The following is a 17,639-nucleotide window of genomic DNA, read 5'->3' as shown; positions in this document are numbered from 1 at the left end:
TGTAATTGCATTGTTAACATTGGGGGGGAAATCTGAAAGGGCGATTGGTATGTATCGTTTGATACTAGGGTTATCGATATTATTTATTCTTTTCTCTAACACTTCTCTCACTCAAACCAACGTTTCTGGATCTATTCCATCGGATACGATTTGGACCCTTGCACTAAGTCCATGGATTGTAACAGGTACAGTTACTGTACCCAGCGGAGTAACGTTAACTATTCAATCCGGAGTGGTGGTGAAATTTTCAACGGCCACATCACTTATTGTTACGGGAAAAATTATTGCCGATAATGTACTATTCACTTCAAATTCGGTAACGCCCGCTTCGGGTGACTGGAGCGGAATTGAATTTGAAAATTCCGTCAACGTTGGTTCTCTCTTTAAAAATAATACAGTAGAATACGCAGGCGGTGGCGTAACTGCGGCTGCAATATTTTATAAAACAAGCGCCTATGGCGTTCCCATTGAACGATGCACAATCCGATACAGTTCAACTCAAGGTATTAACGCTCGATCTTCCTCACCGATGATTACCAGTTCCCGTTTAGAAAAGAACGGCGGCTATGCTATCTATAGCGATTTGCTCTCAAATTTTGTTGTTGATTCCTGCTCTATTGTCAATAATACAATCGGTGGTATACGAACATCGATCAATTCAACAAATTCTATAACGAATTCGGTGATCGATACAAACGGAATCGGAATTTTCGTGGACAACAGCGCGATGCCTTCGATTCGAAACAACATGATTCGGAAAAATTCCACCGGCATTCAATTTACCGGCGTTGGAACGACGCAGCCAATTATCAATAATAATACGATCACCGGAAATATTGTTTGGGGTTTTCGGAATACCGGTACGGCTTCGGTTGTTGCAAAACAAAATTATTGGGGTAGTGACATGGGGCCGTTTCATCCTTCCCTCAATCCCACCGGACTTGGTGACAACGTTTCCGGTAATGTTGATTTTCAACCATGGAAGATCTCAAGTTCCCTCACCCGTCCATATCGTATCGTCTCTGCAAGCATCGCATCCAATACCGTATGGTCGGACAGTGTGTATTGGATTACTGCAAATATTTCCATCAATGTAGGTATTACGTTAACCATAAAACCGGGAGTGATTGTAAAATTTGGTACTGGTAAACGGTTAACTGTATCCGGAACAATAAACGCTCAGGGGACAACCGATAGTTTGATTGTCTTTACGTCGGAAAAGGATGATCCTTATGGCGGAAATACCAACGGAGACACAACTGGTATCGGAGCGAATCGTGGAGATTGGGATATGGTATACATTACTGGAGCAGGAAGCATTCTTTCCAATTGTCTCTTCCGTTATGGCGGTTCAACGAATAATGGTAATCTGAGAATAGACAATAGTTCAACAATTGTGAATAATACTTTCAGCACACAAAGTTCTTATTATGGACTCTATCTTAACAATGCGAACGTGACACTTTCACGCGTTACGACGAGCGGAAACAGTAATGCCGGCATGTACCTTTGGAATTCAAACGCAACAATTGTTGGTTCAACAGTAAATGGAAATGGATATTTCGGAATTTGGGCACAAGGTACATCACGTTTTTCCGTGGTCTCATCAAAAATTATTGGTAACGCAAACACCGGAATCCATGCAGACTATGGTACGAACTATACGACATTGGTGATGCTGGACAGTTCAGTAGTATCGAACAACGGCGGGAATGGAATTTATAGTTTTCAAAGCAAAGGATCTCAACGCATTTCGTACAGTCGAATTGATGGCAACGTCTCCAATGGTATTTGGATCAATAATCTCGATAGTCTGGTCACAATTATTGGCGATACCATCGTAAATAATGTCGGTGAAGGTATCGTAACGTCGAATGCATTTATTACCGGCAATGTTATCCGAAAGAATCGTTTTCCAATTGCGTTGATCGGACGATTGAATAGTTCGTATTCCGGAAATACCATTGATAGCAATCAATACCAAAATGCCATTGCATTGAGAATTAATAGGACAGAGGAAAGTTTTTCAGATACGCTCAAAGCGGTAATGCCGGCCGGCATGAACTCAAAGGTTTTTGTATTGTATGAAAACTCTCCCGGCTGGGGCGTTTTGGCAGGCCAAACGTTCGTTATTGATTCCGGTGTTATCATTAAAATTGTAGCTACCGAATTTTTGCGTATAGAAGGAACTATCATCACTCTTGGAACTGCTCAAAATCCCGTTGTCTTTACATCGTTCCGTGATCATTCCTATGGAGGCAAAACAAATTTAACCAGCGATACGGCAAAAGCTGCTCCGGGAGATTGGGAATACATTCGAATTCGTACAGCAACGGCCAACGCATCCATATTGAATAATGTCGTCTTAAAATATGGCGGCGGCCCATCTGGTAGCTATAGTAATTTGTGGCTAGATGGCAGCGTCGATCTTGTGACACCGATACGAAATATTACGTCACGAAGATCAAGAGGGATGGGAGTTAACATTGGCGACTGCATTATAACATTTGAAAATTGTTCTATTGATAGTAATGCTTCCTATGGTTTATATATCGAAGGAAATAAACCGTCCGACGTTACCATACGAACATCGTCTATAAGCAAAAATGGAAGTGAAGGTTTACGCGCAACTAATAATTCTGGTTTCCGGGAAATATCCAATTGTGTGGTGACTTTGAACGGAGGTTGGGGAATCGGAACGGATAACGGCACATTCCCTCAAGTGTTATCTGGCAATACAGTTACATTCAATGGACTCGTAACCGGCGCCGGTGGTATTTATAATAATTCAATAGTCAGCGCAACCGATCTGCAGTATTTTGGTAACTTTGTTGAGGATAACGGCGGCGACGGTATATTAAGCAGTCGTGCACGGTTTATTGACAATAAAATCAGACGGAATCGTTTTCCCATATCGGTGTGGAGAAAACAAGGGAATATTTATAAGGATAATAGTGGTGTAGATGGTAATGTGATCACCGGTAATCTCTATAATAATACTATTGCAATTTGGCAAGGTGCAATGTCGGATACGTTGCGCGCAGCCTTTCCTCAAGCGATATCATCAAAAACGTACACCGCAATTTATAATATAACGGTTGATGCAGGAACAACCCTTGTTATTGATTCAGGTGTCGTCGTAAAATTTCACAGTCTCCTTACATCGGGTTACAGAAATTTCAATGTCTATGGAACCCTTATTGCACAAGGGACTAATACCAATCCAATTATTTTTACATCGTGGAGAGACAGTACCGCAGGAGGAAAAACAACTTCGCTAACCGATTTTGTCGCTCCGCTCCCCGGGGACTGGGAGTACATCGAGTTTAGGAATGGAAGCGCCGCATCGATTGTTCGTAATTGTCAATTTCGATATGGTGGTCGCAGTGGTTGGGGGGCAACATATTTTGATGCTAATCTTGGTGGTTTGATTTTCTCTAATAATAAAATTTTTGGATCATTAACATCAGGGATAACAGTAGAAGGAACGGCACTCACTATTGATAGCACAACGGTCGACAGTTGTGGAACATATGGTATTCAACTCTATAACAATACAAATAATAATGTTGTGCTTCGTCATTCAAAGTTTCTCAACAATGCAGAGTATGGAATTTGGTCTCAGGGATCTGCGAAAGTATCTGTAATATCAAACTGCACAGTTTCGGGAAACAAAAAAACGGGAATTTATCTGGAAAACAATACCATACCATTATCAGTGATTGGCAATGTTGTGAACAACAATAAAGATCATGGACTTTATATTCTTGCAAGAAACGATGCCGTTGATACGTTGATCATGATCGCTGGGAATAAAATTCGGAACAACGGGCTTGCAGGAATTTTCTCTTCTCGTGCATATGTTACGGATGATTCTATCACCGGTAATAAATTTCCTATCGGTGTAACAGGACAACTTTCAATGGATAGTACCGGAACAGTTAATGGAAATGTCTATCAAAATAATGTTATTGTGGGGAACAAACATAATAACGTTTTGCTAACACAAGGCATCGTGTTCGGAAAACTGGGAATGTCCTTGCCGGCAAACTTTTCAAAGGTGATTGCCGTTCGCGTTGATTTGTCCGTGCCATCCGGAACTACGCTTAAAATAGCACCAGGCAGCATCATAAAATTTGCGAAAGAAGATGGCACTGGATATATCGACATTGCGGGTACAATTCTTTCGGAAGGAACGACGAGAGATAAAATTGTTTTCACCTCATGGAAAGATTCCACATACGGCGGAAACACGAATGAGGATACTTCTGCTACACTCCCCTCCCCCGGCGATTGGGATCGAATTTATCTGAACGGTAGCGCAACCAACGGATCACGCTTCTTTCACACCATTATTCGGTATGGGGATTATTGGGGTTATGGTGCACTCGATTTCAATTCTACATCGGCAGCGGTTGAATCCAGCTTTATTTCGTATTCAAAATATTGGGGAATCCAGCTTAACAACTGCACATCCCAATTACTTGGGAACGAAATTCATCATAATGGGAACGGTGTTAATATAAGCGGTTCATCTGTTCCTGCAGTGAATTACAATAACATTTATCTTAATACATCAACCGGATTGCAGTCATCTTTTACCGGTGTAACAACAAATGCTACAAATAATTTTTGGGGAACTGCAAATGGCCCGTTGAAATCTACTGGACCTGCCACTGGACCGAACCGTTCCAATCTTACTGGTTCAGGGAACAAAATTGTTGTTTCTGGAACCGGTGACGTAAATTGGGATCCATACTTAACCAGTCGCTCGGGAATTCTGCCTGGCGACGTAAGCGGAAATGGACAAATTTCTGCTTATGATGGTTCAATGATTCTTCGATTTCTTGTCGATCCTGTCAATTTCAACCTTTCGACCATTCAACGTCAAGCTGCCAACGTAAGCGGCGATACCACCGTTAGCGCATTTGACGCCTCCTATATTTTACGATATGTTGTTGGATTGATTTCAGGATTTCCCGGTCTCGGAAAACAATCATTGGAAAGTGATATTGTTACCGCTTTTTCATTCAACATTGTCAAAGGGAAAAATCCGGATGAGTTCGAGCTTATCATTCATCTGAATAAACCAACGAATGTTTATGGATTGAATTTCAATTTATCGTATGATACTACCCTTGTTCAACCTATTTCTATTGTTAAAACAATGGAGTCAGACAGTATGGTGATGTTCCATCATTTCCCGAAAGGAAATGCCAACATCGCAATGTCAGGTATAAAACCATTGAATTCGGAGGGTGATGTTGCACGAATGACCTTTAAAATACTCAGTGCAGCAAAAGCACAACAGGAGGTATTGTTTACCGTGAAGAAGTTCGTATTAAATGAAACGGACGTTACCTCCGATGTGGGCTCTATCATATTGAAAGTGGAGGACTTTGTCGAAATTCCCACTACGTTTGGATTGTCGCAAAACTTTCCAAATCCGTTTAATCCGGTAACAACCATACAGTATCAGATTCCGATGGCGAGTACTGTAAGGATTGCGATTTACAATACGCTGGGTCAAATGGTAAAAATGTTGACCAATTCAGAACAGCATCCAGGATTTTATTCATTGCAATGGAATGGAAGAGATGATCATAACACCGCTGTGGCGAGCGGGATATATATTTATAGAATAGATGCAATAAGCGAGGGAAAAAGTAAATTCACTCAGGTGAAAAAAATGATTTTGCTAAAATAAATTGTTGCTACAGGGGAAATTACGTCGTTGAAAAATACGCTTACTGCAATTGTGGCTTTGATACTATGTGGAATAAGCGCCGCATTTGCTTTGCCGACTATCAGTATTAACGGGTTGCCAACAACAATGGCTGTTGGCGATACGATCTTTGTTACAGCTTCAGGAGGGATCGGTTCATACTCATGGAGTTCAAGCAATGCCGGTGTTACGGTGACACCGTTTAGTGCTACTGAAGCAAATATTATTGTCTACTTAGCTGTGGCTAATGTTACAATTACCGCAACCGATTCAATCGGTATGTCTGGAAGTCAAGTGATTAATACATATTTATATGCGACGAGGATTGGATCAGCATCGTTTACGGACGGTGATACGGTAGAAGTTCCTGTCTATTATACATGCCGATCTGCATTGTTGCAGTTGCTATCGACAGATATTCATCTTCCGTATGACACAACAGTCTTTAAGTTTATAGGATTTGATTTTTCAGGAACAATTATCAATTCACTACAGCCTTCTGGAGTGTTTAATCAAGTGTTCGATACGATAAAAATTGGAGTTGCAACAACGTTTCCACTGGGAATGGTTACAACGGAGGACGTATTATTAAAACTTCGATTCGTGTCGAAGACAGCGGTGGAGGTTTCGCAATCACGCTCACTTCATTTTACACAATTCTTGGTGAATGAAGAGATGAACGGAGCATATGCAGATGGGATTCTCATTGTCAATCCAATACCGAATTATGCTCCGGTCTTCGTAAATACTCCTAATGATACGACGATAAAAGAGGGAGATATATACACGACACTCTTTTTTGCGACAGATTCGAACGGTCATGCCGTCCATTATTTTTTAACGATGAATCCTGCACTGACTAGCGAAGCAGCAATTGATTCGATCACCGGTGTGTTTACATTTTCGCCGTCGTTCTTTAGTGCGAATCAGTATGTATTTGAAGTGACAGCAGATGATGGACGCGGACTAACAACTCTGGATCAATTTACAATCACCGTTGACAATGTAAATCAAAATCCTGTTATCTCGACAATTTTTCCCGACACATTATTATTCATTGAAGATCAACCGTATTCTTTTAATATCGATGCAACAGACGATGATGGGGAGCCGCTCAAATATTCTGTGATTGATTCTCCTAATGGGATGATGATTGATTCGGTGACCGGTAAAGTGAATTGGACTCCCGATTTAACACAGGCAGGATTTTATAATCCTACATTTAAAGTAAGGGATACGTCGGGAGCATACGACAGCAGGTACGTTGTAATTAATGTTTTGAATATGAATCAATTCCCGGTATTTACATCTGTATTGAATGATACAACAATTTCAGAAAATCAATTCCTTCAATACAATTACTCTGCAAGTGACGGGGATAATGATTCAATGTCATTTACATTGCTGAAACCTGTTGCAGGGATGACGATTTCCATCACAGGCGTATTGGAATTTCTTCCGTCGTATACACAAGCCGGAATAGAAACAGTTGTTGTGATGGTAAGCGATTCTTTTTCTGCGGTATTCGATACGGCGTATATCACGATACTTAATGTCAACAATCCTCCGATGTTTACACAAGTGCTTAATGATACAGCTATTGCTCGATTTGATACGCTGCGATTCCAATATGCAGGCGTAGATCCGGATTCGCAATCGGTCACTTATTCTTTGTTCATGCAGCCAGTGGGTGCGACAATTACTTCGGATGGTTACCTCGTCTGGAGTCCCTCGGCAAATGCTAATGGATCGTATACATTTGTTGTTCAAATCAGTGATGGAACAGCATTTACTCACGACACAATAACTGTCCGAGTGAATAAGTTTGGAGATGTCAGCGGAAACGGTACGATTACTTCCTTCGATGCGGGAATGGTATTACGTGGTCAGGTAGGGGCGATTACGCTTACTGCGCTGCAAACGCTAGTCGGCAATGTCAGTGGCGATTCAACAATTTCTTCGGCGGATGCGTCGCTGATCCTGCAGTATGTTGTTGGTCTTATCAATTCGTTCCCGGGTGGAATGGGAAAGCGTGCACAATCTAATGCCGTACTTTCGGCATTTACGTTTAGAATAGCGCCAACTCAAGTTGCAGGTGATTATGAGCTTTTTGTTTCGGTGAATAAACCGTCTCAAGTGTTCGGTATAACTATGAGTTTAGGCTTTGATTCGTCAAAAGTTGTTGCCAAATCTATAAAGCAGACTGCGTTGACAGACAGCATGATGATTTCTTCCTATTTTCCGAAAGAAAGAGCCAATCTTGCGCTCGCCGGCACCAAACCGCTGAACACGGCGGGTGATATTGCACGGTTTATATTTACTTTAAAAGACAACACTATTTCGCCAAACGACGTTTTGTTTACGATGAAAAAGTTTATCTTAAACGAAACGGACTTTACCAATGAAATTCCGGGAATTACCCTTGGCGTAGCGGGGACGGCATCGTTACCGTTATCCTATTCACTGGAACAAAATTATCCAAACCCATTTAATCCTTCCACGACAATTAATTTTCAATTGCCGAAGGAAAGCAATGTTACGATCACCATTTATAATATGATTGGTCAAGAAGTGAAGACGTTGATCGAGACAGATCAGAACGCCGGATACCACTCTTTGTTATGGGATGGAACAGATGAAAATAATTCTGCTGTCTCCAGCGGAGTCTATTTTTATAAAATCATCGCTCAGGCTCAGGGTAAAATTGTGTTTAGCGATACCAAAAAAATGATGCTTTTAAAATAGTGGACAAAAAATAGTCTTGATGAAAAAATCTTATCCATACGGTATTGTCCTTTTGACTCTTTTCAGTGTCGGCATTATTTATGCACAAATCGACACAGTGCATTTTCGAATGCCGGATTCACTTGGCAAACGCGGCGTTACATATTCCTATCCCATCTATTGTGATGATGTATTAACTACAACAGATTCAATTATTTCAGGTGAATTTACTGTTGCAGTGAATAACGTATTTACCGTAACTGGCGTCGACACAGCCGGGACAATGCTCGGGGGAACGCAAAGTATTTTATATAACAATGTTTCGAAAAAGATTATTTTTGCAAACGCTCAGCCAATTACAGGAAAAGGCGTTCTGATATATTTAAAAGTATTGGTAAATGCATCGGCGGCAGCAAATGTGACGGAAGTTGTCTCTCTTTCTGGGGCAATGTTGAATGAAGGAGCACCATCGGTGATTATTGATAATGGTTCATTCCGTCCGATGGATATTTTTATCAATCCAAAGAATCCTCCACAAAATAAAATTGTGGGAGATACCATCTTCTTTTCTGCAACGGGCGATATGACGCCTCCATTGGTTTGGACCGTTGGTGATACATCGGTTGCTTCAATTGACGCAACGGGCAGACTTGTCGGAAAAAAAGTTGGCCAGACGATCGCTAAAGTAACGGATTCTTTCGGACTTTGGGATCAATCCAACACATTCCAGATCAATTCAGCCTCATTGAACGGTCTCACGCTCTCCATTCCGGATACTTCCATCATGCAGAATCTCACATTCGATCTTCCGATCCGGATTTCTGATGTGACTTCATTGGGAATAATTTCGGCACAGTGGAAACTTAATTTTAACGCAAACACTCTTGTTCCCAAGGGAGTCTTAACAACGGGAACAATTGCACAATCGTGGGGGATTCCGACAGTCAATTTTGGGACCGGCACCATAGATGTTGCGATGGCAGGATCCGATACGCTCACAGGAAAAGGAGTTCTTGCGTATGTGCGCTTTCAGGTGAAACGATTTGCCGTGGTAAGTTCAAACCTTACTCTACAAAATGTCCTGTTCAATGAAACTATTGGAGCTACAATTGACAATGGTATCTTTAATCCTATCGGCGGACCAATCATTAATATTAATCCGAATGTTCTGGTGTTAACGCGTGGGGATACGATAACATACAGTGCCGTAGGAGGAACAGCGCCATTTAAATGGTACTCATCAGATACGTCACGAGTAATTGTTGATTCGCTCACGGGAAAAGTAAAAGCAAAATCGAGAGGATCTATTACACTCTCTGCATATGATGCGCAAGGATTTGACGGAAGCATCTCCATCACGGTTAATGATTTTATGGCATTATTACCTGATACGATTGTTCGCGTTGGTGATTCTGTTGATGTTACGCTCTCCGTCAGTAATGTGACAGGTCTTGGTATTTTATCAACACAAATTAAAATTGGATATGACACAACCAAAATCCGTTTTGGAGGATTAAACACCGCCGGAACACTCTCTAGCGGAATGCAGTCTGCCGTAAATGATTCTGCTGCCGTTATTCGTATGGCGTTTTCCGGAACAACATCACTCGCAGGAGTGGGAACATTTGCGGTTCTACGGTTTTATCACAAAGCACCTTCCGGACAGGGGCAATTCTCGCCGTTGACATTTTTGGAATTTCAATGCAATGAGCCCGGACCGTTACAACCAACAGCGACCATCAAAAATGGAAAGATTACCATTGCTCCACCGCTCAACCAATTTCCATTGCTTGCCAAAGCATTAAACGATACTACAATCAGTGAAGATCAGCAGTTGACGTTTGATTATGATGCCGTTGATGGAGATAATGATCAACTGAAATTTGCGCTGCAAAACCCTTCTATAGGAATGACGCTCGATACGGTGTCCGGCGTGTTCAATTGGAAACCGGGATTTTCTCAATCCGGTGTTCATAGCTTTATTGTTTCCGTGTCGGATGGAAAAGGAGGAAGTGCATCAAAACAAACGAACATCAATGTAAATAATACGAATAGACTTCCCCTTTTTACACGATTCTTAAATGATACCTCAATCCAGGAACAACAATCACTTGTATTCGATATTGATGCTTTTGATCCGGATGGAAATTCAGTTCGATTTGATCTTCAAGGACAAACGGCGGGCATGCAAATTGATTCCATCACGGGACTTTTTTCGTGGACTCCTACACTTAATCAAGCCAATGTGTTTAATTTTACAGTTCGAGTGTTCGATCAACAAGGAGGTTTTGCAGACGATCCGGTTGCTATTACTGTTACCAACAATAATCAACTTCCATTGTTTACCAGTGTTATGGGGGATACCTCCATCAATGAGAATCAGCAGTTGACATTTGATTATAACGCAGTCGACCCGGACAATGATCTCCTTAAGTTCTTCATGGTAAACGCTCCGCTTGGAATGACTCTTGATTCAATTTCAGGTGTGATGAATTGGAAACCAGCTTTCAATCAATCCGGAAATGTGAGTATCACAACCGGTGTACGAGATGCTAATAATGGAGCCACAACAAAAATAACAAATATCACTATAAACAATGTAAATCGACCGCCGGTATTTACACAGGTCTTACCCGAAACAACATTCACTGAACCAGGGTTAACAACGAATTTCACGTTTACAGGACAAGATCCCGATAATGAAAATCTCACCTTTACGAATGCCGAAAGTCCTACAGGTGCGGTAATATCGGCAGCAGGTCAGTTTTCGTGGACGCCGACCACTGCCCAAGTTGGAACACATCGATTGGTTGTTAAAATGGGAGATGCAAATATTGGAGTGTTTGATACAGCCTATTTTGTGGTGGAAATAAAAAACACGTCGCCTGTTTTTACTGCAACATTAAATGATACAATTATCAGCGAAGCCCAGGCACTTTCATTCACATATAAAGCATCGGATGTACAAAATGATACGTTGTTTTATTCGCTCGGCTCACAAGGTCCTGCAGGATTGGCTATTTCACAAAGCGGACAATTGAATTGGACGCCTGATTTTACACAATCCGGAATCTATACCATTGTTGTTAAGTTACAGGAGCATCAATTCATTTTGTTGGATACGGCAAAAATTACTGTTCTGAATACAAATCGTTTACCGCAGTTTGTTGCGAAACTTCCCGATCTACAAACATTTGTTGATTCGTTAGTAAATTTCAAATATTCAGCGACCGATCCTGACAATGAAAATCTAACATTCGCATTTGTAAAATCACCAAGCAACGCAACTCTGCAAAGTGATGGAACATTTTCCTGGAAACCCGAAGCGACCCATCTTGGAAAAGACACAATCGTTGTGAACGTTAATGATGGAACAAGCTCTGTCCCGGATACTGCTGTTCTTACTGTGAATGGATTTCCATTTGCTGAAGTGACACAAACAGTTTTTGATTTTGGTTCTATCACGTTTGGCGGCACCAAAACAATGAGGTCCATTATAAAAAATAACGGTGTTGTTCCATTATCGTTCCGTGCCTTACCGCAGTCCAATCCGATCTCCGATCTAAATTTTATTTTAGACACTGTTGGTGTTTCCACTATTTTACCGGGCAAACAAGATACTGTTTCGATTACGTATTCTCCTAAAACTGTCGGCGGACATTCTGCGGGATATATTTTTACAACAAATGATTTTCGAAAGCCATCGTACGTCTTTACGGCAAACGGTTCTGCTATTGCGAAACTTGTTGTCACAAAACGTCTGTTGGTGGATGTTCAGCATAATTCTGCTGCTCCTCTTACGGATTCTGTTAAAGGATTGGGATTGCTTTTTGCCTTTTTATCAAAAAGCGGTATACAAGTTACGTTCAGTGCGCCGGTTCTTCAGCCGCATGGAAATGATATCCTACTACTCGTTACTCCTCAGAAAAATTTCTCCAAACCGGAAATCGACTCGATAAGTTCTTTTGTGAAGAATGGAGGATTGTTGATTGCTTTGGGGAACTCTGTGCAGGAAGGAAATAATGATGCATTAAATTCACTTCTTAAAGACTCTTTATGGTCGACAAGTCTTTCTTTGAATAACGATGTTGTTGTTGATTCAACGGCAAATATGCTTTCTCCTCTTGCTCCATTATTGACGACATTTGCCGATACCAAACATCCCTACTTTGCGAATGTAGACACGTTAGTTTTCTTCTCAAGCAGCAGTGTAAACGTATCTGATGGTGCGATACCGTTTGTGACAACTTCAGGAAAAGGAAAAACAATTGGCACTCCTTCGATTGTTCAGCCCACAGTGATTGGATTGAATAAAATCGGAAAAGGAAAAATTGTACTGATGGGAGATGCAGATGCGTGGAGAGTTGATTCCAAGAGCGATTCAGTTCCGCCGAATATTGCCATTAAAGATAACCTGGCATTTGTACTGAATGTTTTGAGTATTACAGAAGATTACGAAGTAAAAATGCCGGCAAAAACTCCGAACGAACGATATCAGTTGGTTAGCATTCCGTTCGATCTGGAAAATTCTGATATTAAATCCGTCCTGAAAAGTTTGGGAGAACCAAATCCGTTGATCTGGAGATTGTTTGGACGTTATGATCCTGCGGCAGCGAAGTACGCGGAATTTCCAAGTGATAAATTCAATTCGTTCCGTCGCGGTGAAGCCTATTGGCTTATTACACGCGGACAATTTGATTTGACTCCCGGCAATGCCACAATTGTTCCGGTGCAGAATTTCTTCCCAATCAAAATCGGTCCTGGCTATTCAATTATTGGTAATCCATTTCCATTTAAAGTCAGTTGGAAACACTCTACCCATGATTCTGTGCAGAATGTAATTTGGGGATTTGATGGTACCTCATTTAAGGCGGAATCACTCGCATTGGATAAATTTACCGGATATTTTGTCAAGAACCTTACGAAGGATAGCCTCACTATCTACATCAATCCTCAGGATATCACCGATATTCCAAGTCCAACTCCAAACCTGGGGAAAAATGCCACTATTGCTTCATACTTGAAGGAAGGTGAATGGAGAATCGGCATCTCGGCGCAGTCTGGGAAATCAAGCGATCTGGATAATTATGCCGGTGTGGCTTCCGGTGCCAAAGAAGAATTTGACAATTTCGATATTTCTGAACCGCCACCGACGCCGACCGATTATGTAATTGTACGCTTCCCCAATAAACATTGGAAACAGCAGCCAGGATCATATGCAATGGATATTCGCGAAACGAACGAAGAGGGACTGTATTGGGATTTTGAAGTGATCTCATCAAGAGTACAATCGAATGTGGAACTTGCACTGACCGAATTTGGGAATTTGCCGAATAGTTTTTCACTGTATCTGATCGATAAAGCAACAGAAAAAGCTGTTCTTTTGAGCAATACGTATCAGTATCAATTTACGATGATGAAGAATGAAACGCGCCGGAATTTTAGATTAGTTGCTGGGAAAACAGAATTTATTGAAAAGAATACACAGGGTATTCCCTTGATCGCTCTCGATTATGCATTACTGCAAAATTATCCGAATCCATTTAATCCATCAACCCTAATTCGATATGTGCTCGGCCATAGCGGACATGTTACTCTTGAGTTGTATAACATGCTCGGTCAACGTGTAAGAACTTTAAAAAGTGAATTTCAAACAATTGGCACATACAATATTGAATGGGATGGAAAAGATGAAGTCGGCACCACTGTTGCAACCGGTGTTTATTTTTATAAAGTAAGTGTTGTGTCAAATAACGAAAAAGTCTTCACCGAAACGAAGAAAATGGTTTTGATCAAGTAATATCGGAACGGTCAGTTTATCCGCCAGTTTTTGGCGAACAAGTCCGTTCCAAGCAGGAGGATTGGCCATTTATACTACAAAAAAAAACGGAACGTTTTATCAGACGTTCCGATGAGATCTGACATCTTGATAAATTTTATTGTTGTAAAATCCTCCTAGATATGCCGCCTTGATTCCTCCCTGTTATAACGGTACATTATCATTAAAGATTTACACCTCGTATATTAACTTCATGGTACCGAATGAAACCAATATTACAAATATTTCTTACAATCATTTTCATTTCTCCGCTTGGTGTTGCACAATCATCCACTCCTCCGAAGCGAGAATTTCGTGCCGCGTGGGTTGCAACGGTCTCCAATATCGACTGGCCTTCGAGTAAAACTCTCTCCAGCTCAGAGCAAAAAGCTGAAGTGATTAAGATTCTGGACAATCACAAACAGAGTAATATCAATGCGATCTTATTTCAAGTCCGTCCTTCGTGTGATGCATTTTATCAAGGGGGACTTGAACCGCTTTCTGAATATCTTGTTGGAGCGCAGGGGGGAAACTTGAGTTTGTATTATGATCCTCTTCAATTTTGGATCGATGAAGCGCATAAACGGGGCATGGAGCTTCATGCGTGGTTCAACCCGTATCGCTCAGTTGTTGCAAACACCAGCAGCGTACATAGTACGCATATCTCCAAGACTCATCCTTCATGGAATATTACGTATGGTGCAAGTCCGTACAAACTTCTCGATCCGGGAATTCCAGCCGTGCAGAATTATTCGGGAAGCGTCATTATGGATGTCGTGCGGCGATATAATATTGATGGAGTGCATTTTGATGACTATTTTTATCCTTATGGAGGAATGACGAATCAAGACAGCGCGACATTTGCAAATTATAAGGGAGCATATACAAACATCGGCGATTGGCGCAGGAATAACGTGAACAAATTTATCGCGATGGTTCACGACAGTATCAAAGCGATAAAGCCTTGGGTGAAATTTGGCGTCAGTCCATTTGGGATTTGGAAACCGGGGTATCCGGCTGGCGTTAGTGGTTTGAATGCGTATACACAGATTTATTGTGATCCATTGAATTGGTTAATAAATAAAAAAGTAGATTATATTAATCCGCAAACCTATTGGGCAATAGGAGGTGGACAAGATTATTCCAAACTAATGCCATGGTGGAGTGATACTATTAAAATTGTCGCGAATGGGCGTCATTTATATACTGGAAATGCTGTATATCGTTTATCAGTATCGGAAAGTAATTGGCCTGCAAGTGAGATTCAAAATCAAATAAACTTAAATAGAGTGAATAGTCGTTCGCAAGGATTTGTTGCTTTTAGTTCACGATCTGTTACAAACAATCTTAAAGGGATTCAGGATTCACTTCGGAATAATCAATTCCGATATCCAGCACTGCACCCGACGATGTCATGGCTGGACAATGTTCCACCTCTCGCCCCTGTTAATCTGATCTCATTGACATCAAACAATTTAGTACAATTACAATGGCAAAAATCGGGAACCGCATCGGATAACGACACAGCACGGTATTTTGCAGTCTATCGCGCACGAACACCCGATACAATCAATGTGAATGATATTCGGCAGATTATTGCAATTACAACCAAGGACACAACCAAGTTTACCGATAATGCTGTTGCAAACGGATCGTCCTATTCCTATGTCGTCACCGCGTTCGATAAATTGCACAACGAAAGCGATGCATCGGCAAAGACCACCATCACCGTTACCGGTGTTGCTGAAGAGATCACCTTACCATATACATTCACCCTTCACCAAAATTATCCGAATCCTTTTAACCCGGTTACAACCATTCACTTTGTCCTTCAACAAACTGATTATACTATTTTAAAAATCTATGATGTTTTGGGACGTGAAATTGCCACTGTGATTGAAGGTGAACTTGAGCCTGGGGATCATCAGTATCAATTCTCGGGCGAAAATCTTTCGAGTGGTGTCTATTTGTATAGACTTATCAGCCGAAATTTCGTGGAGACAAAGAAAATGATTCTGCAAAAATAATTAGAAGTGGTCTCAAAAATACCTAATCATTGTCATTTCGAGATGCGAAGCATCGAGAAATCTCGATTTTGTCTTCAATTGTAAAAACGAGATTCCTCACTTCGTTCGGAATGACAATAAAATTCATTTTTGAGACCACTTCTACCAACATTCATATTAGCGTTACAAAATCCTGCAAAACATGCAGGATTTTGTGTTTTTAAGGCGTCAACCTAAATTGAGGTAGTGGTGCATTTTAATTTTTAACATACAACCTCCTTTTATGGTTTTCCATTGATTTTTTCATATAGCTTGTGCAAAAGAGTTATAGTTTAAGAGTTCGTTCCAATTCCAAAGCCTATTTGTAATATTCGCCTCCATTGCGGGAGTAACTCTAAGCGTTGAATGAATCCGCATGAAGTTGTAGTGGAAGAAATGTAACGACACGGCACATTCTAGGTTCTTCAATTTCTTGCTAAAAGCATTGGTAAGGCGTGTAAATCTTCTCATTTGCATCCTCATTGTAAGGTTCTGCCGTTCAATATGAGAGGTGCTAATCCGGCTTTTTTTAGGATCACCGATTAACGGGCGTATTATTACCTCCTTGATGTTGGCGGGCGAATATCTCTTTTCTGTAACAGTTGAATCATTATAAACTTTATGGACTTGTCCGTAGTTCACATCGTTTCCGAAAACATTATCAACGGCTTTGAAATAAGCGGTAAACGAGTCGGTTGAGAGTTGAAACTTGGCGGGGATTCTGTATTTGAGGTCACTCATTAAAGATTGAGCGTTGTTATAGCTTCTTTTTCCGATGAGGTAGGAAGCAACAAGTTTTGTCTCGCTATCCATTGCAACCCAGACGTATTGATCGCCAAGTTCTCCGCTATCAAGCGTTCTAACCTGCTTTTGTTTCTTTGCTACGAATGTCCAAATCTCATCTACCTGAATGTATCGGGCTTTCAGATTTACCAAATAAGAATCTTGAATCTCTCTTGCAATCTCCCCACAAGAGACGAGTAGGCGTAAGATGGTTCTTTTATTCACCCCAGTCATTCGTACTGTGCTATTGATTGAATTACCCTCAATCAGAGCGTTCAGCACGAGAATTTTCTTTTGTTCCGGTAAAACGTTCATAGGGAAAATCTCCTTTTATGTAAGGTTATTGATTTTGCCCGACCATGAACGTATATTTGCGTTGAGGTCATTGTCCGTTCAAGCGGGCAGTGATTTAAGGGGTTTATAGGTGTATCAAGCACCTGTAAGCCCCGCTTTTATTTATATCGAATCTCTTGGTTTGTGAGTAGTGCCAGAAAAAACTTTGTGTTTCATAGTCCCACATCCTTGCGTTTATTTCAAAAATAAA

5 protein-coding genes are annotated in these 17,639 nt (G+C 41.0%); 4 read left to right on the top strand and 1 reads right to left on the bottom strand.

Features of this window, described 5'->3' with window-relative positions; all coding sequences use genetic code 11:
• Window positions 1-49 precede the first annotated feature (49 nt).
• The 4 genes from WDA22_15745 (at window position 50) to WDA22_15730 (ending at window position 16,294) form a co-directional block, all read left to right on the top strand.
• Window positions 50-5,707 (top strand): right-handed parallel beta-helix repeat-containing protein, encoded by a 5,658-nt coding sequence (locus tag WDA22_15745; GenBank protein ID MFA5834929.1) that lies wholly within the window; start codon window positions 50-52, stop codon window positions 5,705-5,707.
• Window positions 5,708-5,734: 27 nt separating this feature from the next.
• On the top strand, window positions 5,735-8,470 hold the full coding sequence (locus WDA22_15740; protein MFA5834928.1) for an Ig-like domain-containing protein: 2,736 nt from the start codon (window positions 5,735-5,737) through the stop codon (window positions 8,468-8,470).
• A gap of 19 nt (window positions 8,471-8,489) precedes the next feature.
• Window positions 8,490-14,249: a DUF4350 domain-containing protein gene (locus tag WDA22_15735; GenBank protein ID MFA5834927.1), complete on the top strand. Its 5,760-nt coding sequence runs from the start codon at window positions 8,490-8,492 to the stop codon at window positions 14,247-14,249.
• Between the two features lie 242 nt (window positions 14,250-14,491).
• Window positions 14,492-16,294 carry a family 10 glycosylhydrolase gene (locus WDA22_15730; GenBank protein MFA5834926.1) on the top strand — a complete coding sequence of 601 codons (1,803 nt, stop codon included), beginning with the start codon at window positions 14,492-14,494 and terminating at the stop codon, window positions 16,292-16,294.
• A 282-nt stretch (window positions 16,295-16,576) separates the two neighbouring features.
• Here the strand turns inward: WDA22_15730 and WDA22_15725 are convergent, their stop codons facing one another.
• Window positions 16,577-17,410, bottom strand: a complete 834-nt coding sequence (locus tag WDA22_15725) for an IS1 family transposase (protein ID MFA5834925.1) — start codon at window positions 17,408-17,410, stop codon at window positions 16,577-16,579.
• Window positions 17,411-17,639: the final 229 nt, after the last annotated feature.

The organism is Bacteroidota bacterium (assembly GCA_041658205.1).
GTDB lineage: Bacteria > Bacteroidota > Ignavibacteria > UBA10030 > UBA8401 > UBA8401.
The sequence above is the reverse complement of the archived record's forward strand: the minus strand, read 5'-3'. Positions and strand labels throughout refer to the sequence as shown.

What these genes read in the sequence shown, in the direction of transcription:
- WDA22_15730 (MFA5834926.1), top strand. Translation starts at nt 14,492, where the DNA reads ATGAAACCAATATTACAAATATTTCTTACAATCATTTTCATTTCTCCG.
- WDA22_15745 (MFA5834929.1), top strand. Translation starts at nt 50, where the DNA reads ATGTATCGTTTGATACTAGGGTTATCGATATTATTTATTCTTTTCTCT.
- WDA22_15735 (MFA5834927.1), top strand. Translation starts at nt 8,490, where the DNA reads ATGAAAAAATCTTATCCATACGGTATTGTCCTTTTGACTCTTTTCAGT.
- WDA22_15725 (MFA5834925.1), bottom strand. Translation starts at nt 17,410, where the DNA reads ATGAACGTTTTACCGGAACAAAAGAAAATTCTCGTGCTGAACGCTCTG.